Raw genomic sequence first — 26434 nt, forward strand, 5'->3', positions numbered from 1 at the left:
TTAGATGTTAAAAGTAGATAATCTGGGCTTTGGGTATAGTGGCATACCCATATTCGAAGGCGTTTCATTCAGGGTAAAAAAAGGTTCTTTATGCGGGCTTTTCGGGCCAAATGGGTCCGGGAAGACAACCCTGTTTAAGTGCTGCATGAGCTTTCTTAAGTACGATAACGGCAGCATATGCATTGACGGATGCGATGTTAAGAGGAAGAAGATAGGGGAGTTGGCAAAACTTGTTGCCTACGTGCCCCAGGAACATAAGCCGCCTTTTCCGTACCTCGTCAAGGAAGTCGTGCTGATGGGCAGGACTCCTCACATGGGTGGTATATTCGGCGTCTCTGAGGATGACAAGAGTAAGGTCATGGAGGCTCTGGAAATGCTTGAGATCTCCCATATCGCCGATAAGCCATACAACCAGCTTAGTGGTGGCCAACGCCAGCTCGTACTCATCGCGAGGGCTATGGCACAGGAAACGCCGTTAATGCTGCTGGACGAGCCCACTTCCGCTCTGGACTTCTGCAATCAGATACGGATTTGGAACATTCTGAAGAAAATCTCCGCAAAAGGGACGACCATACTGGCCTGCAGCCATGACCCTAACCATATCTCATGGTTCTGTGATGACGTCATAGTCATGTACGGGGGAGGCCTGGTCGCAAAGGGTAATCCAAAAAGTGTAGTATCCGAAGAATTACTAAGCACTATATTTAGTGATATCTGCAGTGTAGGCTACATGGATCGTCTGATGATGGTATACCCGAAAAACATTCAGGCCGAATGTCCAATAACTACTATAAACAATGATTTGTTATAAAATTATTAACGGACGGGTAAGCTGCCAGTATAAGCGCTTTTAAGTTAAAAGTTGCTGATGATAGCATTATTACGTATTCGCAATAACAATAGGAGCAATTTCAGTAATCTGACTATTATTTACTGTTTACTGATTATTTTACTGTTTACTGATTATTTTACTGATTATTTCTGATATTTCTGATTATTTCTGATTATTTCTGATCATTTCTGATCATTTCTGATTATTTCTGATTATTCTCCTGATCATCACTCTATTTTTTTCTCTTTCATGGGTTGTCTTATAATAGTCTTAAGTTTTTCCGGTTTCGTTCTGCGCATATCGCTCAGATATATTTCGTGGTGTCTCTCCCCAGGCATGCTGCCGTCAAATTCATACCCTTCCTCTTTTACGAAATTATGCAGTTTCTCTATCGTGGGCCCTTCCTTGGAATAAGGACCGATATGCATTATCTGGGCTGACAAGCCTTCATGTGGGCTTTCAAATCTTAGCCTGGCAAGGGCAGGAGGATTTTTCTTCTTTTCCACTTCTTCGATGGCTTTTTCTATAATGTTTTTCGTGATAAAGTCGGGCTGCCTTATCATTGCTGTCCAATTCCAGTTGCTTTTATTCTGAATATCAAAGTCCTCCATATTTTCAATCCACCAGAGCCCTTCAAGCGGCATTACTGCATAATCCTGCGAGATCTCTTTTTTAGAAATGAATTTAGCTTTAAAAGATACCGAAAACAATGCTTCTATTGCGTCCTGATATTCCTTTGATGTATTGGGGTCTCCTTCTCCATCTATCATTAAAAAATTCATTTCGGGAACATCTATAATTGAAACTTCTTTTGCGGATGGGTTGTAAAGTTCTTTGTTTTCCTTTTTCAAGTCTAACTTTGACATTTCTAGTCTCCCCCTATTTCTGCTCTTTCCTTAACCCTTACTCCTGCCCCTTTTCCCGCGATAACTTCCTGTTCAGGTCATTGAATTTGATGCTGCGAAAGCAAATTTCTTCATCTCTTCCCTGTACTCTTTTGCCATCTCTACATACTCGTCAGCATTTTCCTTTATAGCCTCGACCTCTGCTTCGTTTGTCTCCCTTTTTATCGTTCCCGGGACTCCGATAATAAGGCTGTTAGGTGGAAATTTCTTCCCCTGGGGCACAAGTGCATTTGCTCCGACGATGGAATTTTTTCCGATCTCTGCTCCGTTCAGCACGGTTGCATTCATGCCGATAAGCACGTTATCTTCGATCCTGCACCCGTGAAGTACAGCCCCGTGCCCGACTGATACATTATCTCCAATCTGAACTCCGTTTTCAGGGTCTGCATGAATCACAACTCCGTCCTGAATGCTTGTTCGGTTTCCGATCTTTATTTTGTTTTGATCCCCTCTTATCACGGCATTGAACCATATGCTTGAAAAGCTCTCTACCTCAACATTTCCGATTATGTCTGCCGAATTCGCAACAAAAGCCGTTTCTGAGATTTTCGGGGTTTTCCCGTTAAAATATATCCTCATTTTTATCCCTCTACTTTTTCAGGCGTCATCCTTGTTTTCTTTTCCTTATCTTGTTCTTTGTCGGCATTGTTTATTTCGTTTCTTAATTTTAGCTTCAGCTACGTATGGACTTTTCTGCAGGTCTCAAAAATAGATTCAGGTTCAAACTGCAAACGGTTCAGACCGCATAACGATACACGAGATATGCGATGACCAGTATCGTTAGAATAGGGCTGAGGTTTGGTTTCAATTCCGTATATCCTGTATTCTTTCTTTCAGGCTTTTGTCGCTTAAGCATGTGGCCGATTATTGAACTGATTGAAGGGTCTGTCAAATATTCCTTTTTCCTGCCTTCCACAATGTGATCACGTTTCAAGCCTTAGCTCCTTCTTATTTGCCTTTCAGTATCTGTTTTTTTGTTACGTGCTTATTTTTGACCACGAGTTTAAATATGTTGTGTCTCCCGAATTGCGATTCGGGAGCCCGCCGTCCGTTTCGCTCGCTTTGCTCGCTCAAGCAGACTAATTTAAGGACAAATAACATTCCTTTTCGCTCAGCTCCGCTTCGCTCAAGAGGACTAATTAACTTTAGCTCCGCATTTTTAAGGCATAAACGTCGTCTGATGCTGACTTATGCGCTTAAACTTAAGCACATTAGATTCAAGGTAGAATCTTTTAACCGCAATCAACTGACTTCGCAGATTTGCGGAAAAACATGTATGCGCTTAAAAAGACGGAAGTCAGGAATTAAAGGAAAAAATAAAGCTAAAAAAGCCCGGTAGCCGGTAAGAAATTGAGAAGAATAGGGGGGGAATAGGGGGATAATGTGCAAAAGAAACCGCCAATTAAAAGCGATCGGAAAGCCTGTGATTAACAGACTCTGGGGATCGGGTCTCCGGCGGGGATGTCCACGTAACGCATGCCGCCGAAACGGTTTCTCAGGATTACTTCTCCTTTGTTTTCTGCGGTGACTTCTCCGATAAGGGCTGCGTCTTTGCCGTAAGGGTGCTGTCTGAGGAGGGAGAGGGCTTCTTCTTCAAAGCCGGCTTTGACTCCGATGACGGCTTTTCCTTCGTTTGCAACTTCGAGGGGGTCAAGGCCAAGCATTTCGCAGGCTGCGGTGACTGCGGGTTTGAAGGGGATCAGGTCTTCTTCAAGGAGGATTCCTGCTCCGGCTTTTGCTGCCATTTCGTTGAGGGCATTTGCAAGTCCGCCGCGGGTCGGGTCTTTCATAGCCGTTATAACAGGGGTTCCTTCCGGGGTCCGGAGTTTCAGGACGGGTTCTATGAGTTTCCAGAGGGGGGCGGAATCCGAGGCAAGGTCGGTATCGAAGTCAAAGCCTTCCCTGTGGGCCATAAGAGAGATCCCGTGGTCTCCGATCGTGCCTGTAACAAGGAGTTTGTCTCCCGGTTTCAGGCCTGAGTCTCTGATAGGGCTGTCAGTTATGCCGAGGCCTGCCGTGTTCAGGATTATTGAGTCTAGAGCGGTTTTTTCCACGGTCTTGGTGTCGCCTGTAATTATAGGGACTCCTACTTCGGTAGCGGTTTCGTCCATTGTTTTGATTATCTCTTCAAAGTCAAGGATCGGAAAGCCTTCGGGGACTATGACTGCACAGGTAAGGGCAAGGGGTTTTGCTCCCATTACGGTGAGGTCATTGATGGTGCCTGAAACTGCCAGGCGACCTATATTGGTGTCCGGGAAGAAAGCAGGGGTTATTACATGGCTGTCTGTCGTCAGCACAAGTTCGGAGGCAGGGTTAAAGTTTTCAAGCCTGATAGTGGACCCGTCATCAAGGTTTTCAAGTCCTATCGAGCCTGCACTTTTGTTGCGGAAGTTTTTAAGGATAATCTCTCCTATCAGCGCCTGCATTACCTCTCCGCCTGCGCCGTGTTCCAGAGAAATCGTGTTGGCTTTCATATCCTGTCTCCTTTTCTTTGCGTTCCCGTTTTAACCGCTTTTATTTGTCTTACTTTTTCCGGGCTTCCTGTGTTCTTCCGATCCCGAGTTCGATAAAGCCAATCCAGGTTTCAAGGCTTTCCCAGTCATGTTTTGAAGTGAGGATTACCGGTATGTCCGGGTTTAAGGAATGGATATCGTCCCTCATTTTCTCGGCGTCAACGTCAACCGCATGGGCAATGTCAACCTTATTTATGACTGCAAGTTCCGAAGTTTTAAAAATCATGGGGTGCTTGAGGATGATGTCGTCTCCTTCGGTGACACTTACCACAACTACCCTGAGATGCTCTCCAAGCTTGAAGTCCACAGGGCAGATCAGATTGCCCACGTTTTCAATAATAAGGAGGTCGGTATTGTCAAGGTCAACCTCTCCGAGGGCTTTTTCCACCAGCTTTGCGTCAAGGTGGCATTCCTTTCCAGTGTTCACAGGGGTTGTCGGCACCCCGAGTTTCCTGAAACGGGAGGCGTCCATCTCTGCGATAACGTCACCTGCGATTACTGCTGTTCTGTACTTATCTTTGAGGTGCCTGACCGCTTCTTCGATCAGGGTGGTCTTTCCTGACCCGATGGCTCCCATGACGTTGACTGAGAAGACTCCGTGTTTGTCAAGGTTCTTCCTGTTTTTTTCGGCAACTTTGTCATTTGCCTTGAAGACATCGTGTCCCATGTGGATTACATGCATTAACATAAACATCACTCGGGGTTGCTTGGTTATCTTGATGGAAATCTTGATGGAAATCTTGATGGAAATCTTGATGGAAAATCCGCTATTGCATTCAATCTGATCTTGCAGAGCAGCGTGTATGGCAGGATTTAAGATTTGATATCCCTTATAATATCCCTTATAATTTGATAGACCTGCTAACCTTTTACCACATTTATATATTTGCCTGCCCGAAAGTTCACTGTTCTACTTCTGTCTCTATCTCAATGCTTTTTACGATCAGTTCTCTGCCGCCTATGATACGTGCATTTTTTCCGCATACCGGGCATTCGAGCGCTGCAATGTATTCCAGAAGTTCACTTTGGAGTTCATCGTTCTTTCCGATCTGTGTTTCATCGACAGTGCCTGTATATCCGCATTCACACTCCAGGGAGGGTGGGATCGTCTCTACGATGAACTCCGCATTTTCTGCAATGCTCCCCTCGGCAATGGCCTTAAAACAGAAGCTCAGCTGCTCTGGATTCGTATGGGAGAGCCGTCCCATTTCCAGGGTTACATGCCTCACTTCCAGGGCTCCGTGAACTTTTGCAGTTTCTATTACTTGTTCAAATATCTCACAGGCGATGGAATACTCATGCAAACCTGCTTCCCCCTTCCCGTGAGTACCTGAACCAGTTGTAGCACATGCCCTCCTGGCTGACCATGCAGGGGCCTGCCGGGTTTTTCGGGGTACAGTCTTTCCCGAAATTGGGGCACTGGGAGGGTTTTGCTTTCCCTGTGAGTATCGCTGCACAGATGCAGCGCTTCTTATCCTTTTTCTCAGCTTTTGCCTTTATCTCGGCAAGGGAAGCCGAATAAAAATCTTCATACTTCTTTGAGGCGTCTTTTTCTTCGTACTCTTGCCTGAGCACGAGCCCTGAATTCTCTATGTTTCCAATGCCTCTCCACTCCGACTCCGAGGTTTCGAATACCTCATTCATCATTTTCAGGGCTATCGGGTTTCCTTCGGGCTTTACGGCCCTCGGATAGCCGTTGTCCACCCTTGCAACCCCCTGTTCCGTCTGGGTCAGGAGAAGATTTATCCCAAGGAGGATATCCCTTGCCTCAAACCCGCTTACCACAACAGGAAAACCTTTTTCTGCAAGATGTTCGAAGGGTTTTGTCCCTATGATGGTTGCTACATGTCCGGGGGCAATGAAAGCATCAACTACGGTATCACTGGCAAGAAGCTCAATTGCAGGAGGAGTCTGTTTCTGGGAGGCCAGGAGGCTGAAGTTTTCGGGGGGATTTCTCAGAAGAGCTGCTGCGTTGGCAGGGACTGTAGTCTCAAAGCCGATCCCGAAAAAGACTACTTCGAGCTCAGGTTTTTTGTTTGCGAGGGCTACGGCATCATCAATGCTGTAGACCATCCTTACGTCTGTTCCTTCTGCTTTTGCATCCAGAAGGCTTTCCGCTGAACCGGGAACCCTCATCATATCTCCGAAAGTGACTACAGTTGCTCCGCTTTTCGCAAGGGCAATTGCAATGTCAACGTCTTTTTCGGGGGTGACGCAGACGGGGCATCCGGGACCGCTTATTACTTCGATATTCTCAGGAAGTACACTTCTTAGCCCGTATTTTGCTATGGTCCTTTCATGCGTCCCGCAGACATGCATTATGCGGAGCGAGGTCCCGGATTTCTGAATTCTTTCCAGGAGCTTTTTTTCAATTTCGGGCATTGAAGGCTTTAAAGAAGAGTCCTCGTTTTTCATTTCACTCAGCGTCCGTCTCGTCGGAGAACCCCGGTTCAAAGATATCCGTACCTTCAAGGCCTGATATCTGCTTGAGGAGGCGCATGGTCTCTTCACTCTCCTCCTTTGAGATTTCGGATATTGCATATCCCACATGGACAAGTACATATTTCCCGAGCAGATCCTCACTGGCACCTCCGAGCAGGTCCATATTTACATCTCTGCAGATCCCGCCCATATCAACCGTTGCAGTGTTTTCGTTGACGATGGCCTTGATTTTACCAGGAATAGCTATACACATATTACCTCTACTGTTTTTCCCTGTTTTTCTTTTCAAAATCTGATAATTATGAAATTTACTTTCCAGTGAGCTAAATCCTTTAATAAGAATGGCTTTAATGCAATTACTTGAAATGAACTGACTTTAATCGATTACTCCTATCTGATATACTCAAATACTCAAATTCTATCTGATGATACTCGAATTATAGTTGGATTTTATTTAAATTAATACTCATATTCTGTTTGGATAATTCTTGGGTTCTGTTTGAATAGTACTCGCATCATACTTGAATTGATACTCAAATTCTATTTGAATGATGCTCAAAATGATATTTAACTGATATCTGAATTAATATTTGGAGAATTAATATTTGGAGAATTAATATCTGGATTAAATTTGATTGTTCTTTTGAGAAGAAACCTTTACAATATTTGTTTTGCAGGGCTAACGAATGGGAAAGTTGCCCATTACCAAAATATCCCGTTTTCCCTATCTCCTTTTTCATTTTGCTCAGACTTCCCGGAGATCGAAGGAGGCAGATAATAAGCAAGAGTTAGTAAAACAACATAATAAACCTGGACAACAGAGTACACTTGGACAACAGAGTACACCTGGAACTGAAAATCCGGGTTTAAAAACGTATAATGGCAAATATTATTTTAAACAATTGTATAGTTATTTTTTATATCTTTTTTGTTTTTGATTTTGTTTCCAAAAGTTGAGGCTTTATCTGAGAACTGATAAAACAAGATTTGAAAGGGGATCCCTCTGGTGCAGGACTTGAAACACAGCTTAGGTATTAAGGTAAGGTGCAGAAAGATAAAGTAAGGTGCAGAAAGAGAACATAATACAGGTTAATGGGTTATTAAGATTTAGGTTAACAACAAAGAGAGGAGCTTTTTAAATGGAAACTTATGTAAATAAAGGTTGTAGTTCTTTCAGGGGTCTGATCGGAGCTTACAAAGCCTTTGTTTTTAGTACACGAGCTCCGTATCATTAAATTTTGTCTTTATATCTTGCAACTGTTTTTTTGCTTTTCCCGGGGATTTATTGATTTTGTATTTATTTTATTTATTATATCTAAAAAATATCTCCTTTTTCAGTCTTATTTTTCCGCAGTTTGGCTTTAACTTCTCGGGTAAAAAATCCTTTTGAAATGGAAATTATTTTATCATTCTTTGGGGTCAACAGGTCCTGTTAAATCGTTTTTTACTGCTTTATTGGGTATATTAAAGCTTATTATTAATTTTGTTAAAATATTATATTTTATTGTATATTATATAACTTCTATCCACTGAATTAATATATTAATCTCATCTTGTAAAAAACCTTAAATACTATTCCCTCATTCAAAACATTATTGGTATATTTATATACACATTTATATAATTAATACGAATCTAAATTTAGATTTTCATTCGGATGTAATATTTGGGTAAAAAACAAGATGTGGTAGAGATGAGTACTGGAATGAAAAACCTTGCCCGTACACTGGATAGTTTGGATTTCTTAAAACTGGACCGGCGTACTTTTATGAAGGCTGTAGGTGCTCTCGGAGCAACTGCTTTTCTTGGCACCTATAAAACAGAGATTGTAAGTGCGCTTGAGTTTGCAGAAACCAAGATTATCTGGCTTCACGGTGCTGAATGCACTGGCTGTTCTGAATCTATTTTAAATGGAGGCAATCCTGATATTATTCAGGCAATCAACAAGCTCAATGTCAACCTTGCTTATCATGAAACTCTTCTTGCCCAACAGGGGCTTTTTGTGGACGATGAGCCTGTAAACACCTCTGAACTGAACTCCGAACTTCTCGTTGACGAACTCATCGAAGAAGGCAACTATATCCTTGTCGTTGAAGGCGCAATTGCAAACGGGCCAGATGGCTCAGGGCGTTACTGCGTTATCGGGAACAGGACCTTCAAAGAGCTCTTTGAAAAAGCTGCAAAAAATGCCAATGCTATCCTTGCAGTCGGAACCTGTGCCACCTACGGAGGAATCACCTGTGCTGACAGTGCCATTGCCGATGTCACGGATTACAGGGGGGTGGCTTTCACAAAGGAAGACAGCTCAAAAGGCATGCTCACAGAGCTCGGGATCCACAAACCCGTAATAAATATCCCTGGTTGTCCTGCACACCCTGATTGGATTCTCCTTACCGTAGGTGCGGTAATCCTTGGCAAGATCAAGGTTCCCGACGACCTCGATACCGTTCTTGACCAGTATGGAAGACCTATCGTCTTTTTCCCAACAGATCACACAGTACATGAAAACTGCCCGCGCCGTGGCTACTATGACCGCGGAGAATTCGATGAGCAGATCGGTGGAGAAAAGTGCCTCTGGAAATTAGGCTGCAAAGCTCCTTATTCTCACGCAGATTGTGCCATCCGCCGCTGGAATGGTTCCGTAAGTATGTGTACTCAGGCAGGCTCTCCCTGTATTGCCTGCGTTGAACCCGGCTTCCCTGACTCATCGAGACCTTTCTATGTTGAAGCTGAAGACAAGGGAGTGCTGCTTGGCGCAAACATTGACACATTATCCAAAGCTGCAGTCGGGGCTGCTACCGTAGTTGCCGGGGTACACGCTGTTCGGAGAATGAAAGGAGAGTGAGTAAAAAATGGTAAACGTTACAGTCGATCCTTTAACCAGGATAGAGGGTCATCTTCGTCTTTCCACTGAAGTCGATGCCAACGGCGTCATCACTGATTCCCAGAGTTCCTGCCTCATGTTCAGAGGCTTTGAACGCATATTGCAGAATCAGGACCCAAGGGACGCTGCCCTTCTTGTCCAGAGGATCTGCGGGGTCTGTCCAACTTCTCATTCTCTTACAGCTGCCAACGCCCTTGATGACCTCTTCGGGGTGGCTGACACTATTCCAAAAGATGCCCTTGTAGCAAGGAACATTAACCAGGCTCTGAACTTCCTTGCAAGTCACGCAACCCACATCTACATTCTCTGGGGGCCCGACCTCGCAAATCCTGCATACCGGGATGTCCTTACCCCCCTCGGAGAGACCGGAACTGCAGTCTGGAAAGAAATGGTTGGCAGGTTTGCCCCGATCAGCTACAAGATCGACGGGGAATCCGTGCCTGTAGGATCTTCCTACCTTGCAGCAATTCCTGAAAAGAAACGTCTCCAGGAAGCCATTGCAGTCATCGGCGGCAAAATGCCCCACCAGGTCACATCCTATCCTGGCGGATATACTTACAAGCCAAATGTTGCAGACATTGGCAAACTTTCCTCTTATTATCTCCAGGTAATGGACTTCGTTTCCAGTTACACACTGAGGGTTCCTTTTGATACCTGGATTGAAAACACCTACAAGGCAAGCTCTCCTCAGAAAGCCGTGAATTTCGTGGTAGAACACCTCACAGACCTTGTTGACAAATCCGTAACCTCAAATGATTTTTCCAGGGAAGCCGGTTGGGGAGATACGGAGTTCTATGCAGCTTTTGGTTCCGAACTTGTCGGAGAAACTCTGCTCGGGCTTCCGGCAAGCCTTAAACACGACAAGATAGGCGGATACAGCGATCCCTCAAAAATCGCTTTCCTTGCATATGGTGGCTTCTTCAACCCCGAGAACGGGGACGGATACGATCCGAGCAGCCCGGCAGGCGAACGCTTCCTGACTTCAGGTATTGTAACCGGAAGCCTCGAGTACCAGAACCTCGATACGAGCAAGATTACCGAGAGTGTTGCTCACGCTTTCTATGAAGACACAGCTGATCTCCATCCCTCTAAAGGTGAGACAAACCCGTTTACCGATCCTGACGCGATCCGCTTTGACCAGGGCTCCGATAGCAGGTACTCCTGGAACAAGGCTCCGAGATATGACGGCATCCCCTGTGAGGTAGGGCCTCTTGCACGTATGCTTGCAGCTAAAGAGCCCCTTGTGACCGGACTTGCTCTGGCCTTTAATGAAAACGGCTACTCTGCAGCCAACGTCTATACCAGAATGATGGCTCGCATCCAGGAAACAGCAATTATCGCAAACGAGCTCCTTAAATGGGTAACTGAAGATTACGACCCGAACGGCAGGATCGCTGTTGACACCGATCTTTCGATGGCCAAGGACTCTACGGGAATGGGGCTCTGGGAAGCTCCACGTGGCGCTCTCGGGCACTGGGTTTCTACGGACAGCAACTCAAAGGTCGTTAACTACCAGCCGGTCGTTCCGAGTACCTGGAACCTCTCTCCAAGAGACAGTGCAGGTGTCCCCGGACCTCTTGAGCAGTCCCTTATAGGGGCAAAGATCAATGCCGCAGAAAACTCTCTTGGTGTCAATTATACCAATCCTGTTAACATCCTTCATATTGGTAGGTCCTATGACCCCTGCGTTTCATGCGCAGTTCACACCATTGACCTCACCGGGAAAAATACTCCACGTACTTTAAGAATAGTATAAAGAGGCGATCCAGAATGAAACCCAAAGACAACCCGATGGTTGTTGAGCGTTATACCGTCCTTGACCGGACGGCCCACACCATTCACGCCGTGGCGATGCTGGTGCTCATCATTACCGGGTTTAAAATCTACGCAGGCTGGGACTTTATGAGTTTCCACAATGCCCGCGCCCTTCACATGATCACGGTTCCTGCCCTGCTTGCAGTGAACTGGATCCTTATCCCGTACAACATCTTCTCTGCAACTGAAGGTGGGGTTCAGGAAAAAATTGCACATTTCATGGACCATTATGTCTTTGGCCCTGAAGATGCAAATCGCATGAAGGCGATAATTCTCAATTTCTTCGGAAAGGGTGAGTACCCCGCATTCACCATTTATGATGAGGTGTCGGGACACTATAAGACCAAACTCCACCCCTTAATGAAGATCCTTATCGTGCTTGAAGGCACCGCCATCTTTGTGATCGCTGTTTCAGGCATTGTCATTTACAGGCTTGACTGGGCACTCTTAGGACTCCCTATAGGGTCATGGATCCTTCTGGCAGGAGACCTGGTTGCACCTGCTTTCAATATGTCTTCCCTGCAGTTTTACAGGGCTCTCCACCTGTTAATGACTTACTTTTTTGTCTTTGAATTGGTTGTTCACGTGGGTATCCTTGAGTTTAACCCTCATGTCTGGAAGTACCACAAAACAATCTTCTGGTCCGGAAAAGAGGACCTTTCAGATTCCCGCTACGCAGAAATCGTTAAACCCAAACCAAAACACCTTCCTGACAGCGAGCTCTGGCACGACTCGTCAGAAAAGGCTCCTGAAGCCATAAAGGAGTAATTTTCCCTAATTAAATTCCCGGGTAAAATAATACGGGCATGTTCGAAAAAACGGAAAAACCTGTAAAATGGATGTACAGTTTATCTATAGAGTTTATGTGCGCTTTAAAACTGATATGTGCTTTATAAAGTGAGAGTATGCCTATATTGCAAGCTCCTATACGGATTCTGGGCTGCGGAAGCCCGCTAATGGGAGATGACGGTGTTGGCCTGAAAGTTATCGAAGCCCTTAAAAAAACGGAACTTGACGAGCTTGACGGGCTTGATATAGCGGATGCCGGGGTCTGCGGGCTTGACCTCCTTAACCTGTTCGACGGGGCGAGCAAAGTCATAATTGTCGATGCAGTCCTGACCGGCAACCGGAAAGGTTCGGTACACCGCATCGAAGGTAGGGACCTGATAGAGGGAACTGAACCGCACACTCTGGTCTCGGTTCATGATCTCACAATTACCGATGTGTTGAGAATAGGAGAGCAGGTGCAGACTCTTCCGGAGATTGTGGTAATAGGAATAGAGATCGGAGAACTGGCTACTGAAATCTCCCGGGATATCAGTCCTGAAGTCCTCGGGGCTGTGGATGAAACTATAAAACTTATCAGGAAAGAGGTCTCTTCTCTATTTTGACCTCTTTGATCATATTTTTGTAACTCGATTTCATTTTTTCCCATAATTGTGTATCGAATCATTTTTCTGGAAGGTATTCTTGTTTTTCCCCTGTCAAGTGCTTGTCAAATTTTAGACTTCGGGAAAATAGAACGGTAGAACGGGAAAAAATAGAACGGTAGAACGGGAAAAAATAGAACGGTAGAACGGGAAAAAATAGAACGGTAGAACGGGAAAAGTTAGAAGAACAAAAACCGGTTCAGGATGAGGCACCGGAGCTAAAATATGAGTAGAGTCCTCGAGCTAAAATATAAATAGAGTCATCGGAGGAAGAATACCTAAAAACCCGATGCTTCGAAACTATCTCACTTTTGTAGCCTGGATCTCGACTCTATGATTTAGCAATTGTAACCCAGAAATCGATTGTATCAGGTGCAGTTTCTAATTATCTTAAGGCTTATTTGTTTTTGTTTACTCCGGTATCCAGTTACTGTAGAGATACCACTCAAGTAAAGCCGTATCACTGTCAGTTTCGATGTCAAATCTCCAGTCACATGGCTCTTTACCATCCCTGGAAAACTCGAAATCGGAACTATTTTGAGATTGAATCGCAGCACCCTGGGATTCTCCGTTATTGGCTTTTATCCGGATAGTTGACGCATGGACATGGAGATTTTTTACCTTAAAATGCATTGATTGACCACCCTGAATTTCAAGGTAACTATCCTCGTTCCATATTCCTGAGGAGTGGAATTTGCGGCCCTGGCTGTCAGCCTGAGGGATTTCCGGAGTCACAGGTGCAGCGAATGGTGCAGTTGAAGGTGGTTTTGTTTCTACATGCCTGAGTGTATGTTCTGGTCTAGCCGAAACTTCCCGTACCGGTGGGACAGGTGGTACATGTGCATGTTTGACCGGAGGTACGTGCAGTGGTTCAAGATCCGGAGCTTCCTCCACAGGAGGAACTTTTGGTTCTTTTACTGAAGGGGCAGGAGGTACTTTCGGCTCAACCGGAGATTCCCCTTCCAGTATAATTGTCGATGCCCTCGGTGACCTGACCGGAGATTCCGGTTTTAACGGAGTTGGAATCTCCGACATCTGAGGTTCCGTTGATGGCGAAGCTGAAGGCTCCGGGGGTCCGGTGTAAAATTCCGAGTCCAGGCTGCCTATAGTCTCTGCCCCTATTATACCATCAACCTTCAATCCTCGTGCTTCCTGGTAACTTCTGACAGCTAGCTCGGTTTCGCCCCCAAAGACGCCGTCGGCTCCGACTTTTGGCACGGGAATACCCAGAATTATCAGAGCTTCTTGAACTTTCTTCACTGCAGGACCGCTGTCGCCTCTGCCCAGGACTCTTTCTTTGTCATAGCAAGCCTGTAAAACCTCGTCGCCTGCAAATCTCCGCGACTTTAAATCGTGACCGTCCCCAATAGTCATATTCCATACCCCACTTGATATATAATTCTAGCCCCATGTATACGTAGCGCATCTTGTTTTTTTCTATATTAACTACAAATACTAAATTTAAAATTTCAATATATATTTCAATATATAAAATAGATATTAAAATATATAAATCTTTAGAAAAACTATATTTCTTTTAACTGTAATCGGGATATCTAGATAAATTAAAAGAAAATATAATAAGTAACAGAATAAGTAACAGGATACTGGATGGTGGTAATATCTCCAGTATATCCGGTTTAAGAGGAATTCTTTCATATTTGATATGTTTGTAAATATTCTTTCTAATTAATATTTAATTTTCTCCAGAACTTATCCGCGTAAGAGCTGGGAGGAGCATAGTTTCCCCATCGAACCGGTGGACTAAAACCAGGTCCTTAGAAGAGGCTCTCTTAGATCTCTGAACCTTAACAGGCTATTCAAGGCTGCAATAGGCTTTTCCATAATAGTCTTTTAATACAATAGCGTCTTTGTCTTATTATATCTCTATATAAAAAAATATTAATTATCCCGGGGGAAGCAGAACGAGTGAAGAATCTTTACTTGAAAAGTTTAAAAATCTCGACTTCATGAAAATGGACCGTCGGACTTTTATAAAAGCCGTCGGGGTACTGGGAGCTTCGCTGTTTTTACAGACCTATAAAAGTGACCTGGCAAAAGCCCTCGAACTTTCGGAAACTAAAGTATTGTGGTTCCATGGGGTAGAGTGTACCGGTTGCAGCATATCAATGCTTGACGGAGGGACACCTGATATCGTAGAACTACTCCAATATTTAAACCTCAACCTGCTCTATCAGGAGGTCCTGATGATGCAACAGGGAATTTTCGTAGACGGAAAACCTGCAAATACCAGTGATCTGAACTCTGAGCTTCTGCTGGATGAGATTCTGGAAAACGAAAAAGACTATGTTTTCATTTCTGAAGGCGGGGTCCCGAACGGGCCTGATGGTACGGGAAAATATCTGGTACTCGGAGGCAGGACATATAAGGAAATTTATGAGAAAGCTGCAAAAAGCGCCTCGGTAATTATAGCAATCGGGCAATGTGCTACTAATAGTGGAGTAAATGCTGCGAAAAGTGATGTAAAAGAACTTCTTGACCACCGTGGAATAGCTTTTACGATGGAAGATTCTTCAAAAGGAATTATTGATCTGCTCGGGATCGACAAACCGGTTATCAACATTAACGGCTGTCCTGCCCATCCTGACTGGGTGTTTCTGACAATAAGCGCGGTTGTCCTGGGAAAAATCAAGGTACCTGATGATCTCCCTTACGTGCTGGACAGATGGAACCGTCCGAAAGTTTTCTTCCCTCCGGATCATGTTATACACGACAACTGCCCACGCCGCGGATATTATGACCGTGGGGAACTTGACCTGACAGTAGGCGGACCGAATTGCCTCTGGAAACTGGGGTGCAAAGGGCCGTATACCCATGCTGACTGTGCCACTCGCCACTGGAACGGACATCAATCTTTCTGTCCGCAGGCAGGGTCTCCTTGTATAGGCTGCGTACAGCCGGGGTTTCCGGATAGTACCAGGCCTTTTTTCGTGGAAAGTGAAGATGCTGGAATTGTCGGGACGCATCTTGATACTGTAGCAGGTGTGGCAATAGGAGGGGCACTTCTTGCTGCAGGTGCTCATGCTATAAGAAGGACTGTTTTGAAAAAACCTGTAGATAAAGAGGAGAGTGCAGAAGAGAATATTTCCGAGAAGACCGGAGGTGAAAAGTAATGGTACAGGTGACCATAGATCCTCTTTCAAGAATTGAAGGGCATTATAGGATTAATACTGAAGTCGACGAAGATGGCGTGATTACCGATGCCCAGAGCAATGCCCTGCTCTTTAGAGGTTTTGAGAAATTTCTTTTGAATCAAGACCCGAGAGATGCGGCACTTCTAACCCAGAGGATCTGCGGGGTCTGCCCGGTCTGCCATAGCATAGCTGCAGCAAATGCTTTGGATGAACTTTTCGGAGTTATAGAAGAGGTTCCCAAAGATGCTCTTGTAATGAGAAATATTCATCAGGGTTTTAATTTCATAGCCAGTCACGCAGCTCACATCTATATACTCTGGGGCCCGGACCTCGCAAATCCGGCTTATCATAATATCCTTATGCAATACGGAGAAATGGGAAATGCGGTGTGGGGAGAATTGGCCGGACGTTTTATGCCTATAGTAAATCAGTTTAACGGAATACGTTATCCTGCCGGATCTTCTTACCTCGGTGCTATCAGGGAACAGCGTCACATGCATGATGCCATTTCTCTTGTTGCAGGCAAAATGCCTCATTCCGTTTTACAGCATGTAGGAGGAGTGGTTTATTCCCCGACTATTGCAGATATTAATGAGCTTGTAGCCTATGTTGAAAAAACTGCGGAGTTCGTTGAAGCATTTACTCTCGGGGTCTCTCCCGACACCTGGATTGAAAATACTTACAAAGCTTCTTCTCCGCAAAAAGCTGTCAATTTCGTCCTGGAACGCCTGCAGGAACTTCTGGATAATTCCCTTGTCAGCAATGACTTCTCCCACTCCTCCGGCTGGGGAGATGTTCCTCTTTTTGCGGCTTTTGGCTCGGAACTGGTCGGAGAACAGCTTCTCGGGCTGCCTATCAGTATGAAAATGGACCGGGCAGGAGTTTATCCTGATCCTGACAAAATCGGTTTTCTTTCTTACGGAGTTTTCTTCAAGCCTGAAAATGGGGACGGGTATGACCCCACAAGTCCTGCCGATGAAAGGGTTATACCTTCCGGATATATGAACGGAAATCTGGAGCTTGAAGAATTCGACTACAGAATAATCTCTGAAAGCATTACTCACTCTTTTTACATTGACGAGGAAGAAGACCGCTCTCCATGGAACGGAGTTACGGTTCCTGAAGGGGATCCTGACAAAATTGATTACACAAAAGGTTCGGAAAGTCGTTACTCCTGGGCAAAGGCCCCTAATTATGGCGGCATTCCCTGTGAAGTAGGGCCACTTGCCCGCCTCATGATCATGGGAGAGCCCCTCACAACCGGACTGGTTCAGACTTTTCAGGAAAACGGTTACTCTCCTGTAAACAATTATACCCGCATGATTGCAAGGATGCAGGAGGTCCTTGTAGTGATGTCCGAACTGATGAAATGGATTTTGCAGGATCTTGAGCCAGATGCAAAGGTTGCAGTGCACACCGATCTTTCGATGGCAAAGGATTCGACAGGGATGGGTCTGTGGGAAGCCCCGAGAGGGGCTCTGGGGCACTGGATTGCTACAGGTTCGGATTCGATGGTTACTCTGTATCAGGCTGTGGTTCCGAGTACCTGGAACCTTGCTCCGAGGAACTCGCAGGGAATTCCGGGTCCTGTTGAGCAGGCCCTCATAGGCACAAAAATCTCGGCTGCGGAAAATGCCCTCGGTGTTGACTATGCAAATCCTCTCGGGATTTTACATACGGGTCGCTCCTATGACCCCTGCCTGGCCTGTGCGGTCCATACAATCGACAGAACCGGAAAGCATCCGGGGCATACTATCAGGGTGCTTTAAGGGGGATTGGTATGGTACGGCATGATGAAAAACTTGCTTCCGGAAGGATGGTAGTTGAGCGCTATACCTGGCTTGAGAGGATTACTCACCTGGTTCACCTGCTTGCCATGTTTATCCTTCTGATCACGGGATTCAGGATCTACTTCGGCTGGGATTTCATGCAATTTCAGACTGCCCGGGCGATCCATATGATTGCGGTTCCTTTTTTTCTGGCCGCGAACTGGATCCTTGTTCCCTACAATATCTTTTCCTGCAAGGGGGAAAGGTGGTGTGTCAGGTCCAGGATAGACCATTTCAGGGAAGCTTATATATTCGAGGAGGAGGATGCGGAACGCCTTTTTGACATCATCAGGAATTTTTTCGGGAAAGGCAGATATCCTGCTTTTACGCTCTATGATGAACGGGAAGGGTATTATATTACAAAACTTCATCCCATGCTCAAGCTGCTGATTATTTTCGAAAGCACCGCAATTGTTCTTATTGCCATAACAGGAATAGTGCTTTACGATATTAACTGGGCTCCTCTCGGACTCCCTGTATCCGAATGGATCCTTTCAATAGTCTGGTATTTTGCGTCTATGTTTAACGTTAATGCTCTGGGCCTGATCCGTACGGGACATCTGCTTGCAGGCTACTGGTTTGTCTTTGAGCTTGTCGTCCACGTGGGTATTCTTGAGTTTGATCCTAAAGTATGGAAATACCACAAAGCAATCTTCTGGTCCGGAAAGGAAGATTTGTCAGATAGGAATTTTGTCAAGGTAGTGGAAGAAGATTGATAACGGAACTACTTGACTGAATGAGTTTGATAGAGACTGATAATGGCTGATAAGGGCAGAACTAACGGACTTGATGAGGTAATAGAGACTGATAATGGCTTATAAGGGCGGAACTAACGGACTTATCGGGGAATAATAAAGGTCGATTAATGATGGTAAGGGCTAAATAAGAATTAATTCGCTTAATATGACCTAGTGGAGAACAATAAATATTTCTGAAAATTAACGTTCACAGAAAAAAAAGTTCCTGGTAATTATGGGATATTTTGCCGGGAATAGGTAAGAAAAGCAGGATAAGGTTTTATCTACATTTTTTATATTTTGTCATGTATGAATATCTTAATAAGTATGAAAATTTCCAAATGGTTATATATCGTTTCCTACATAATTAATATATGGGAATATGCATGTATGAGCTGGCGTCAGTCAGGACGAAAGTCGGCCAGATCATCCTCAACCTTTTCATTCTTTTTTTGATGGTGATGCTCGGGTTAGTTGTGGTTGAGGTTGCTCTCAAATGTTTGATAATTCAGGGCCCATACTGAAAAATCGGCTTTTTCCTTTTTTCTTTTTCCTTTTTTCTTTTTCCTTTTTCCTTTTTTCTTTTTCCTTTTTTCTCTTTTTTTCCATTCTTTTCCTTTGATTCCTTCTCTTCAAATTGTTTTATGTTCCTTTTTCTCCGAACTTTTCTTCTTCTTTTTCAATTTCAAGGCTGTACAGGGTCTGTAAAGGATTTGTGACTTCTTTTTCCTTAATTTCTTTTTCAGGTCTTTTTGGAATTCTGAAGGTGAAGGTACTCCCTTTTCCGGGGCTGGCTTCAACCCATACCTGTCCTCCGTGGAGTTCTACAAATCTTTTTACAAGCGCAAGGCCAAGCCCGACCCCCCCGTGTTTCCTGGATATGGACTCATCGATCTGCACAAACGGCAGGAAAACTCTGGCATAGTCAGCTTCATTAATGCCGATCCCTTCATCCTTTACACTGATTTCAACCATGTCTCCCTCAGATCTTGCCTTGATGTTTACTTTCCCGTCTTCGGATGAGAATTTAATTGCATTGTTCAGGAGGTTGTAAAGGATCTGTTTGAACTTTACCCTGTCCACGTCTATGGTTTTCAGGCCCTGCTCAACCTTATATTCTATGCGGATATTTTTTTCCGCGGAGAGGGAGGAGAGAACTCTCCGTACCTCTTCAATTACTCCGGGTATGTCCACTGTTTCATAGTAAAGTTCGATGTTTCCGAGTTCAAGCCTCGAGATATCCAGCACATCATTTATCACGTCAAGCAGGTGACTCCCGCTTTTTGAAATATTTTCCGTGTACCTCTTCTGTTTCTCGTTAAGGGGCCCGGCAGTTTCACTTAAGAGGAGGTCCGAAAAACCTATGACCGCGTTCAGGGGAGTCCTCAGTTCATGGCTCATGTTGACAATGAAATTGATCTTCGCGCGGTTTGCAGCTTCAGCAGCCATTTTTGCCTGAAGCATTTTCTCTTCGGCCTGCTTGTGTTCGGTTATGTCAATCATAATGCCGAGAAGCATCGAGTCTTCTTCGGTCACACCGCTGAAGACTAACTTATTGAACATTATCTGATGTATCGAACCGTCAGCAAACTTAATGGAAGTTTCATAGACCCGGGTTTTTTTATGTTTTAACAATTCTATATCCATCGTGTGGCATTTTTCGGCAATTTCGGAGGGGGCAAAATTATGCATGGACTTCCCGAGGATTTCTTCTTTTTGCATACTCATAAAAGTTTCAAAAGCCGTGTTGCAGGCAATATATATTCCATTTCTGTCCTTACAAAATGCGGGAACAGGTACAGAATCCACCAGTTTTCGAAGGCATTCTGTTTGTTGAAGCCGTACAGCTTCCAGTCTCTTTATTCCCGTGAGGTCCTCAACAAGCACAATTCCACCGGCAAGTTCAGAGTTTTCAGACATTAATGGCTTGTACGTTATCGCAACGGGTATCGCCTCTTTTCCGTTTCTGGAGATGTACTTCAGATCATTGTGAACGGAAACTTCGGGGAGATATGTTCCACTTTTCTCATCCGGGTTTCCTCCGTCTAAAAGGCTCAGCAAACTAAAGCTGATTTTTTCTTTTTCACGGTTTCCGGTGAGGTTTACAAAACTCTCATTGCAGAGAGTAATAACTCCCCCGGTATCGAACTGGGCTATTCCTCCGGGAAACTCTTCAAAAAGGGTTCTGTATTTTCTTTCCGAAGCCCTCAGGGCTTCTTCGTTTTTCTTTTGTTCACTGATGTCCCTTCCTATGGACAGTACGGCGGCTTCTCCTTCGTATTCAATAAGCCTGTTATTGATCTCTTGAGGAGTGACCGTACCGTCCTTTCTCAGGGAATCCGTCTCAAAAATAAAATATCCGGTTTGCTTTAGTTTCTCTATTTGCTGTCCGAACTCGATCAGGTGGATGCCGGTCTGCAAATCCTTGATGTGTTTTCCGAGAATTTTGCTGCGCGTATACCCGAAAATTTCACAGGCTACATGGTTTGCTTCCATGACTCTGCCTTTCATATCATGTATGAGAATAGAGTCATTTGAACTCTCAATTAATGTCTTAAATTTTTTATCCTTACTTTCTCGTTTTATTTTGAAATGTTTCCATCTGCCGTCTCTGTAGATCAGCAATTTTCCCCCGGCTTCTATAATGTCAAAAACCTCTCCGGGGGAAAGGTCTTCCTCTTTAATCGTAAAAAGAGGCCAGATTTTCTTTTCAGGTCTGTTTTCGTCAAGGATGCGCTTCAGTTCCTTAAGGGAGCCGGGGATTGACTTTCCCAAAGGTTTTACTTCAAGATTGATGCGCAGGTATTGCCAGTTTCCTGTGTGAATAAATTTAAGAATCTCTTTCTGGAAAACTCCTGCATTCCAATCAAAATAGCTCCCTGAGCCCTCAGTCTGTTCGGCAGAAATGGCTTCTGTTCCCTGCAGGGGAATTATCTTAAGCCTGGATTTCTCTATGTAGTTTTCGATATCAAGCTCTGAGTTTGAAAGTAATTCTTTTGCTAATTCTGCACTCTCAGGATCCGGGACAATCCAGATGCAATGTTCGTTTTGTTGCAGGCCTGCTTTTATATAGGCTGCTATAAGGTCCGTCCTTTCTTCCGTCTCCTTATAGATAGCAGTAAGGCCATTGGCTGGAATAGTCGAACAGAAACAGAACTCTGACTTGACTTTTTTCTTCAGGATTCCTAACACCTCTCCGGAAAAGAAGAACTCAGTTCTCCACTCCCCCCTTTTGAATGAAAAATATCTTGTAAACTTATGTAATATATATATGTCTACTTTTTTTATTTTATTCTTAATTATGTCTACACCCTCGAAGAATAAAAGCTTTTATATCATGATCCCGACTGTCTGTTCATTTCCTCACACATTTTTTCCGACCGAAATCCTTATTGTAAAGCCCGGGATATGGCAGGAGTATGGAAATGCAAAGGGAAATCCAGCTTATTTGCGGAGCGGTGAGAATTTCGGACCTTCCCGGTTTTCTAAAAACAATAAACAAAATCGCTTCCGAAAAAGAGATAACCGTTCAGGGCCTGAATGCCGACCTGATCGCGGGTGAAAGGCATCTTCATTTTGCAGTGGGAAAAGCTCTCAGAGCTGTCGCAGCAGGCACAAATGTGGCAAAAGATCCGGGCATCGAGATCATGCGTTATGCAGCCGGAGAACGGCAGATTGAAAGGAGTTTTTCTATAGGACTGCACGAAGGAGAAAATAATGCGGTTTTCGTGCTGCTTGGAACAATGAACGACTTGCTTCTCGCTTTCTCCGAACTTCGGAAGTTCATTGAAGAAAAACCCTGTTCCGAACTGCTTGCTTATTCCGATTCCAAAAGGCAGGGAATTCTTTCTCTCTTCAGAATTACAGATGCAGAAATAGAGGCTTCCGGAGAAGAACATATCCCGGAACTCGTGATCGAGAGGGTTGCGCTGGCAGATTTCTTAAAATAAGCAGGCTTTAAATTAATACGTATTTGCCTGGCTTATTTCAGCTTTTGGTTTAACTTCAATTTCTCACACTTTTTCTCGAACCAGTCCATCAAAGAAAAGGCAATACTCTGAGAGTCTTCAAGAAGGTGTTCGTGTCTGAGTATTTCCTCTTCGGGTTGGATGAACTTTCCCTCAACCAGCTCATGCCCCGAGTCCTCTATAAGGTTTCTTATCCACTGCCTGTCGGCTTCAGGGTGAAACTGCAGCCCGAGAACATTTTCCCTGTAAATGAAACCCTGGTTAGGGCAGGCTTCGCTTTCGAAAAGTCTTACTGCGCCTGCCGGGATTTCAAAGGTGTCTCCATGCCACATGAATGCGGTAAATTCGGGGAACAGGCATGAAGGAAGTTCTGAGTTTAACTCTGCTTTGCTATTCAGGTTTTCCCCTGCTGGAGCTTTTACCCTGTGCCAGCCTATTTCCTTGAACCTGTTCCTGGTAACTTTTCCACCCAGGACTTCGGCAATCAGCTGTGCCCCAAAGCAGCTCCCAAGCACAGGTTTGCCTGCATCGATCACTTTTTTCACAAACTCTTTTTCAGGCTTCAGCCACGGGAACTCTTCTTCCTGATAGACGCTCATGGTGCCCCCCATTATCAGGAGCAGATCAAACTCTTCAGGTTCGGGAAAGACAGGGTTTTCATAGAGCAGGGTTTTTGTAAGTCTGTGCCCTTTCAGGGACACCCAGGTCCCTATGCTTCCAAGTGTCTCGTTTTCAAGGTGCAGGAGGCAATGTATTTCCATCGTTTTTCACCCGGTTTTTATCTGTTTCTCTAAGTTTTTATTTCAGTCATATGAAATAATAAGTTTTAGTGTTTGGTTTTTCATTAGTGTTTGGTTTTTCATTAGTGTTTGGTTTTTCATTAGTGTTTGGTTTTTCATATTCGATAGAGGTTCAACTCAACCAGATGCTATTTTATTATTGGTTTTTTATAGAGTTTCCTTCGATAAACGTTTCATAAAATAAATATCTGCTTTCGGGTCCTTCTAATAGATTCATTAATATAGTATTGTGTCAACAGATCACATTAAAAAACAAAGGGAATAGTTAGAAAAAGTTTTTATTATCAGGATATTATCAGGAAGCAAAAAACAAGAGTCGATCATCATGCCTCATCCAAAGACCGTAGAAGAGATGTTTGAGTCTGCCGGGCCGATTGAATACAGGTTACTGCCCAGGCTCATTCATGTGACCGAAGCTGCTGCAATTGCAGCAGCCTATCAGATGGGACGCGGGGACAAACACTTTGCTGACCAGGTAGCAGTCGCCTCCATGCGAAGAATGCTGAACAAGCTTGACATGAAAGGCATAATTAAAATAGGGGAAGGAGAGAGGGACGAAGCTCCCATGCTTTATATAGGAGAAGAGGTCGGGACAGAGAACGGAGATCTCGAGGTTGATATTGCAGTCGACCCCCTGGAAGGCACAAACCTTACGGCAGACGGTTGCCCGGGCTCGGTTGCAGTTATGGCAATGGCTGAAAGGGGAGGGATCTTCCACGGCCCTGATATCTATATGGACAAGATTGTTGTAGGGCCCGATGTCGTTCGGTATGAAGAAGAGCATCCTGGCGAAAGGATCGACCTTGATGCGCCTGTCAGTCATAACCTCGAAATCGTTGCAAAAGCCCTCGGAAGAAAGGTTGAGGAACTTGTAGTCGTGATCCTTGACCGCCCAAGGCATGCCCAGAAGATAACCGAAATTCGGGAAGCTGGAGCCCGTGTGAGGCTGGTTACCGATGGAGACCTCATGCCAGGCGTTGCAACTGCGGTCCGAGGTTCAGGCATTCACGTGGTCATGGGGGCAGGCGGTTCGGGAGAAGCTGTCCTGACTGCTGCAGCAATCAAGATCCTGGGTGGAAAAATCCTTGCAAGGCTTGTCCTGCCAACCGTAGCAAACGGTAAAACCAAGGAAAAGATCGACGAAGAAATAGAGGAAAAGATGCCCAGGCTCGAAGCGATGGGAATTACCCTTGAGAACATTAATGATATTCTTGATATTGATAAACTTGTTCCTGGTAAGGATGTCATTTTTTCCGCAACAGCCGTAACTCCGGGCCACTTCCTGCGCGAAGTCAACCTTTTCGGAGGCGGGGATGCCAGAGTACACACGGTTTCTATGGGGGCATCCGGAGCTGTCAGGTTCACGGACAGTATCTATATCAAGGATAAGCGGGAGACTCCACTCTACCTGTAAATCCTTTTTTCATCTTTTTCATCCATTTTCTTTACCCTTTTTTGAAACACAAATTTCAAAAATTTCGAGTTAAAACATGAAGGTCTATCTTGAGAGTTTTGGCTGTTCTGCAAGCCTGGCATCAGCCGAAATCATGAAAGCAAGCGTTGAGAGGCTCGGTCACGAGTTATTGAACCCTGCTGCTGCCGGAGAGGCAGAGGTCTATATCTGCAACTCCTGTACGGTCAAGTACACAACAGAACAAAAGATCCTCTATAAGATCCGCAGTATGGGCGAAAAGGGCGTGCAGGTTATAGTTTCCGGCTGCATGCCTGAAGTCCAGCTTGAAGAGATCCTCCATGCAAACCCTGAAGCCCATATCCTTGGAGTAAATGCGATTTCCCGTCTTGGGGAGCTCCTCTCCTCAATCGAACAGAGGAGAATGGAAGGGCTGCCTGCAGGAGGGCATCTGGAACTGCGGACTTCCGAGCCTCTGGGCTTTCTTAATGTCCCTCGCGAACGGTCAAACCCGAATATTCATATCTGTCAGATCTCCCAGGGCTGTAATTTCGCCTGCTCTTACTGCATCGTAAAGCATGCAAGGGGCAAGCTCCGCTCTTTCCCGCCTGAGAAAATCGTAAAAGACATCCGCTCCGCAGTTGCTGACGGCTGCAGGGAAATCTGGCTCACCTCTCAAGACGACAGCCAGTACGGGATGGATACGGGAGTCAAACTCCCTGAGCTTCTGCGCATGATCTCGGAAATCCCCGGGGACTTCAAGGTGAGGGTCGGGATGATGAATCCCTTTTCGGTTCTTCCCATCCTGGACGGGCTTGTAGATGCCTTCGACTCTGATAAGGTTTTTAAGCTCCTGCACCTCCCTATCCAGTCAGCCTCCCATTCGGTCCTGAAGAAAATGAACCGTCTGCATAAAATGGACGCAGTGGATGAAATCATTACGAAATTCCGGGCTCGCTTCGAAGACCTCTCCCTGTTTACCGACATAATTGTTGGTTTCTGCGATGAAACAGATGAGGATTTCGAAGAAACCATAGAGTGGGTAAAAAAATACCGACCGGAAAAGATCAATATTTCCAGATACTCTCCCCGCCCTCACACGAAAGCTTTTTCTTTCCGGAACCTTGATTCCCGGATTTCCGTACAGCGCTCTCACGAGCTGCACAAAGTGTGCGAGCAGATAAAGCTTGGGTCCAAGCAGGAAATGATCGGCTGGAAGGGAAGGGTTTTTGTCTCAAAATACACGGAAATTGGGGATGTACTCACACGTACGGACGCCTACCGTCCTGTTGTGATCAGCGGCTCCGACCTCAAACCTGGGGAATACGCTAATGTAGAAATTACGGGTGCAAAGCCCGGCTATTTCCTGGGGAGGATTATTGATTGAGGTTGAAAATCTTCGTAAAGGATAGGGGCTGCCGTTGAAGGCAGGAAAATATCAGCAGAAGCAAGGATGGTTTCAACAAAGGATGGAAAATCTCAACCAAAAAAATCAGCAAATAAAAATGATCAGTTTTTTTCTTCATTCTGCTTTTTTCCCTGTTTAGATGTTTTATTTTCTTCGTTTTTGATTCCTGCTGGTTTTTAACCATCAAAATCTTTTCTTTTTATTTTAATTCTTTCCAATCGAAAGTAAAGTATTTATGTATATAACTCTGTAATATTTTTTACTTTAAAATCTCAGTTTTTCTAAATCTCAATTCTTCTATCGTT

The 26434-nt window shown here is 44.8% G+C and carries 22 protein-coding genes; 11 read left to right on the plus strand and 11 right to left on the minus strand.

Annotated features, from left to right (window positions below; all coding sequences use genetic code 11):
* Window positions 1–4 precede the first annotated feature (4 nt).
* Window positions 5–811 (plus strand): ABC transporter ATP-binding protein, encoded by an 807-nt coding sequence (locus MA_RS05895; RefSeq protein ID WP_011021156.1) that lies wholly within the window; start codon window positions 5–7, stop codon window positions 809–811.
* A 248-nt stretch (window positions 812–1059) separates the two neighbouring features.
* Here MA_RS05895 and MA_RS05900 read toward each other — a convergent pair whose 3' ends face one another.
* From MA_RS05900 to MA_RS05935, 8 genes are all read right to left on the minus strand, one after another.
* Entirely contained in the window at window positions 1060–1683 is a 624-nt protein-coding gene (locus tag MA_RS05900) for a GyrI-like domain-containing protein (RefSeq protein ID WP_226990775.1), read from the minus strand.
* A gap of 87 nt (window positions 1684–1770) precedes the next feature.
* Window positions 1771–2316 carry a gamma carbonic anhydrase family protein gene (locus tag MA_RS05905; RefSeq protein ID WP_011021158.1) on the minus strand — a complete coding sequence of 182 codons (546 nt, stop codon included), beginning with the start codon at window positions 2314–2316 and terminating at the stop codon, window positions 1771–1773.
* Between the two features lie 157 nt (window positions 2317–2473).
* Window positions 2474–2671, minus strand: coding sequence for a hypothetical protein (locus tag MA_RS05910; protein ID WP_048065045.1), 198 nt, complete (start codon window positions 2669–2671; stop codon window positions 2474–2476).
* 493 nt (window positions 2672–3164) lie between these two features.
* Complete coding sequence (gene hypE / locus MA_RS05915) at window positions 3165–4211, minus strand: hydrogenase expression/formation protein HypE (protein WP_011021160.1); 1047 nt, start codon at window positions 4209–4211, stop codon at window positions 3165–3167.
* 49 nt (window positions 4212–4260) lie between these two features.
* Entirely contained in the window at window positions 4261–4932 is a 672-nt protein-coding gene (gene hypB / locus MA_RS05920) for a hydrogenase nickel incorporation protein HypB (RefSeq protein WP_011021161.1), read from the minus strand.
* Window positions 4933–5152: 220 nt separating this feature from the next.
* Window positions 5153–5554, minus strand: a complete 402-nt coding sequence (gene hypA, locus MA_RS05925) for a hydrogenase maturation nickel metallochaperone HypA (RefSeq protein WP_011021162.1) — start codon at window positions 5552–5554, stop codon at window positions 5153–5155.
* Complete coding sequence (gene hypD, locus MA_RS05930) at window positions 5547–6632, minus strand: hydrogenase formation protein HypD (RefSeq protein ID WP_048066181.1); 1086 nt, start codon at window positions 6630–6632, stop codon at window positions 5547–5549. The genes hypA and hypD overlap by 8 nt, the downstream gene beginning before the upstream one ends.
* A gap of 34 nt (window positions 6633–6666) precedes the next feature.
* Window positions 6667–6945: a HypC/HybG/HupF family hydrogenase formation chaperone gene (locus MA_RS05935; protein WP_011021164.1), complete on the minus strand. Its 279-nt coding sequence runs from the start codon at window positions 6943–6945 to the stop codon at window positions 6667–6669.
* Between the two features lie 1440 nt (window positions 6946–8385).
* Here MA_RS05935 and MA_RS05945 point away from each other — a divergent pair.
* The 4 genes from MA_RS05945 to MA_RS05960 all read left to right on the plus strand — a co-directional run bounded on the left by MA_RS05945 (window position 8386) and on the right by MA_RS05960 (window position 12782).
* The gene (locus MA_RS05945) at window positions 8386–9537 is read left to right on the plus strand and encodes a hydrogenase small subunit (RefSeq protein ID WP_011021165.1); all 1152 of its coding nucleotides are present in this window, start codon (window positions 8386–8388) and stop codon (window positions 9535–9537) included.
* A gap of 7 nt (window positions 9538–9544) precedes the next feature.
* On the plus strand, window positions 9545–11332 hold the full coding sequence (locus MA_RS05950) for a nickel-dependent hydrogenase large subunit (protein ID WP_011021166.1): 1788 nt from the start codon (window positions 9545–9547) through the stop codon (window positions 11330–11332).
* 14 nt (window positions 11333–11346) lie between these two features.
* Window positions 11347–12159, plus strand: coding sequence for a formate dehydrogenase subunit gamma (locus tag MA_RS05955; RefSeq protein WP_011021167.1), 813 nt, complete (start codon window positions 11347–11349; stop codon window positions 12157–12159).
* Between the two features lie 137 nt (window positions 12160–12296).
* Window positions 12297–12782: a hydrogenase maturation protease gene (locus tag MA_RS05960; RefSeq protein ID WP_011021168.1), complete on the plus strand. Its 486-nt coding sequence runs from the start codon at window positions 12297–12299 to the stop codon at window positions 12780–12782.
* Between the two features lie 450 nt (window positions 12783–13232).
* Here MA_RS05960 and MA_RS05965 read toward each other — a convergent pair whose 3' ends face one another.
* Entirely contained in the window at window positions 13233–14195 is a 963-nt protein-coding gene (locus tag MA_RS05965; protein WP_011021169.1) for a peptidoglycan-binding domain-containing protein, read from the minus strand.
* A gap of 596 nt (window positions 14196–14791) precedes the next feature.
* On the opposite strand from MA_RS05965, the gene MA_RS05970 reads away from it, so the two are divergent.
* Genes MA_RS05970 through MA_RS05980 form a run of 3 tightly spaced genes read left to right on the plus strand, consistent with a single transcriptional unit; the run spans window position 14792 to window position 18521 of the window.
* The gene (locus MA_RS05970; RefSeq protein ID WP_048065047.1) at window positions 14792–15955 is read left to right on the plus strand and encodes a hydrogenase small subunit; all 1164 of its coding nucleotides are present in this window, start codon (window positions 14792–14794) and stop codon (window positions 15953–15955) included.
* On the plus strand, window positions 15955–17745 hold the full coding sequence (locus MA_RS05975) for a nickel-dependent hydrogenase large subunit (RefSeq protein WP_011021171.1): 1791 nt from the start codon (window positions 15955–15957) through the stop codon (window positions 17743–17745). Before MA_RS05970 ends, MA_RS05975 begins: the two co-directional genes overlap by 1 nt.
* An 11-nt stretch (window positions 17746–17756) precedes the next feature.
* Window positions 17757–18521, plus strand: a complete 765-nt coding sequence (locus MA_RS05980; protein WP_011021172.1) for a formate dehydrogenase subunit gamma — start codon at window positions 17757–17759, stop codon at window positions 18519–18521.
* Window positions 18522–19184: 663 nt separating this feature from the next.
* On the opposite strand, the gene MA_RS05985 is transcribed toward MA_RS05980, so the two are convergent.
* On the minus strand, window positions 19185–21734 hold the full coding sequence (locus MA_RS05985; protein ID WP_011021173.1) for a PAS domain S-box protein: 2550 nt from the start codon (window positions 21732–21734) through the stop codon (window positions 19185–19187).
* A 227-nt stretch (window positions 21735–21961) separates the two neighbouring features.
* Here MA_RS05985 and cgi121 point away from each other — a divergent pair, with 227 nt between their 5' ends.
* On the plus strand, window positions 21962–22492 hold the full coding sequence (gene cgi121 / locus MA_RS05990; RefSeq protein ID WP_011021174.1) for a KEOPS complex subunit Cgi121: 531 nt from the start codon (window positions 21962–21964) through the stop codon (window positions 22490–22492).
* Between the two features lie 32 nt (window positions 22493–22524).
* On the opposite strand, the gene MA_RS05995 is transcribed toward cgi121, so the two are convergent.
* A complete protein-coding gene (locus MA_RS05995; RefSeq protein WP_011021175.1) occupies window positions 22525–23271 on the minus strand; it encodes a type 1 glutamine amidotransferase in 747 nt (248 codons plus the stop codon).
* A 364-nt stretch (window positions 23272–23635) separates the two neighbouring features.
* Here MA_RS05995 and glpX point away from each other — a divergent pair, with 364 nt between their 5' ends.
* Together glpX and MA_RS06005 are read left to right on the plus strand one after the other, a co-directional pair.
* The gene (gene glpX, locus MA_RS06000; protein ID WP_011021176.1) at window positions 23636–24724 is read left to right on the plus strand and encodes a class II fructose-bisphosphatase; all 1089 of its coding nucleotides are present in this window, start codon (window positions 23636–23638) and stop codon (window positions 24722–24724) included.
* A gap of 76 nt (window positions 24725–24800) precedes the next feature.
* On the plus strand, window positions 24801–26108 hold the full coding sequence (locus MA_RS06005) for a tRNA (N(6)-L-threonylcarbamoyladenosine(37)-C(2))-methylthiotransferase (RefSeq protein WP_011021177.1): 1308 nt from the start codon (window positions 24801–24803) through the stop codon (window positions 26106–26108).
* The last annotated feature ends 326 nt before the right edge of the window (window positions 26109–26434 follow it).

The sequence above is a fragment of the Methanosarcina acetivorans C2A genome, from assembly GCF_000007345.1.
GTDB classification, from domain to species: Archaea; Halobacteriota; Methanosarcinia; order Methanosarcinales; family Methanosarcinaceae; genus Methanosarcina; species Methanosarcina acetivorans.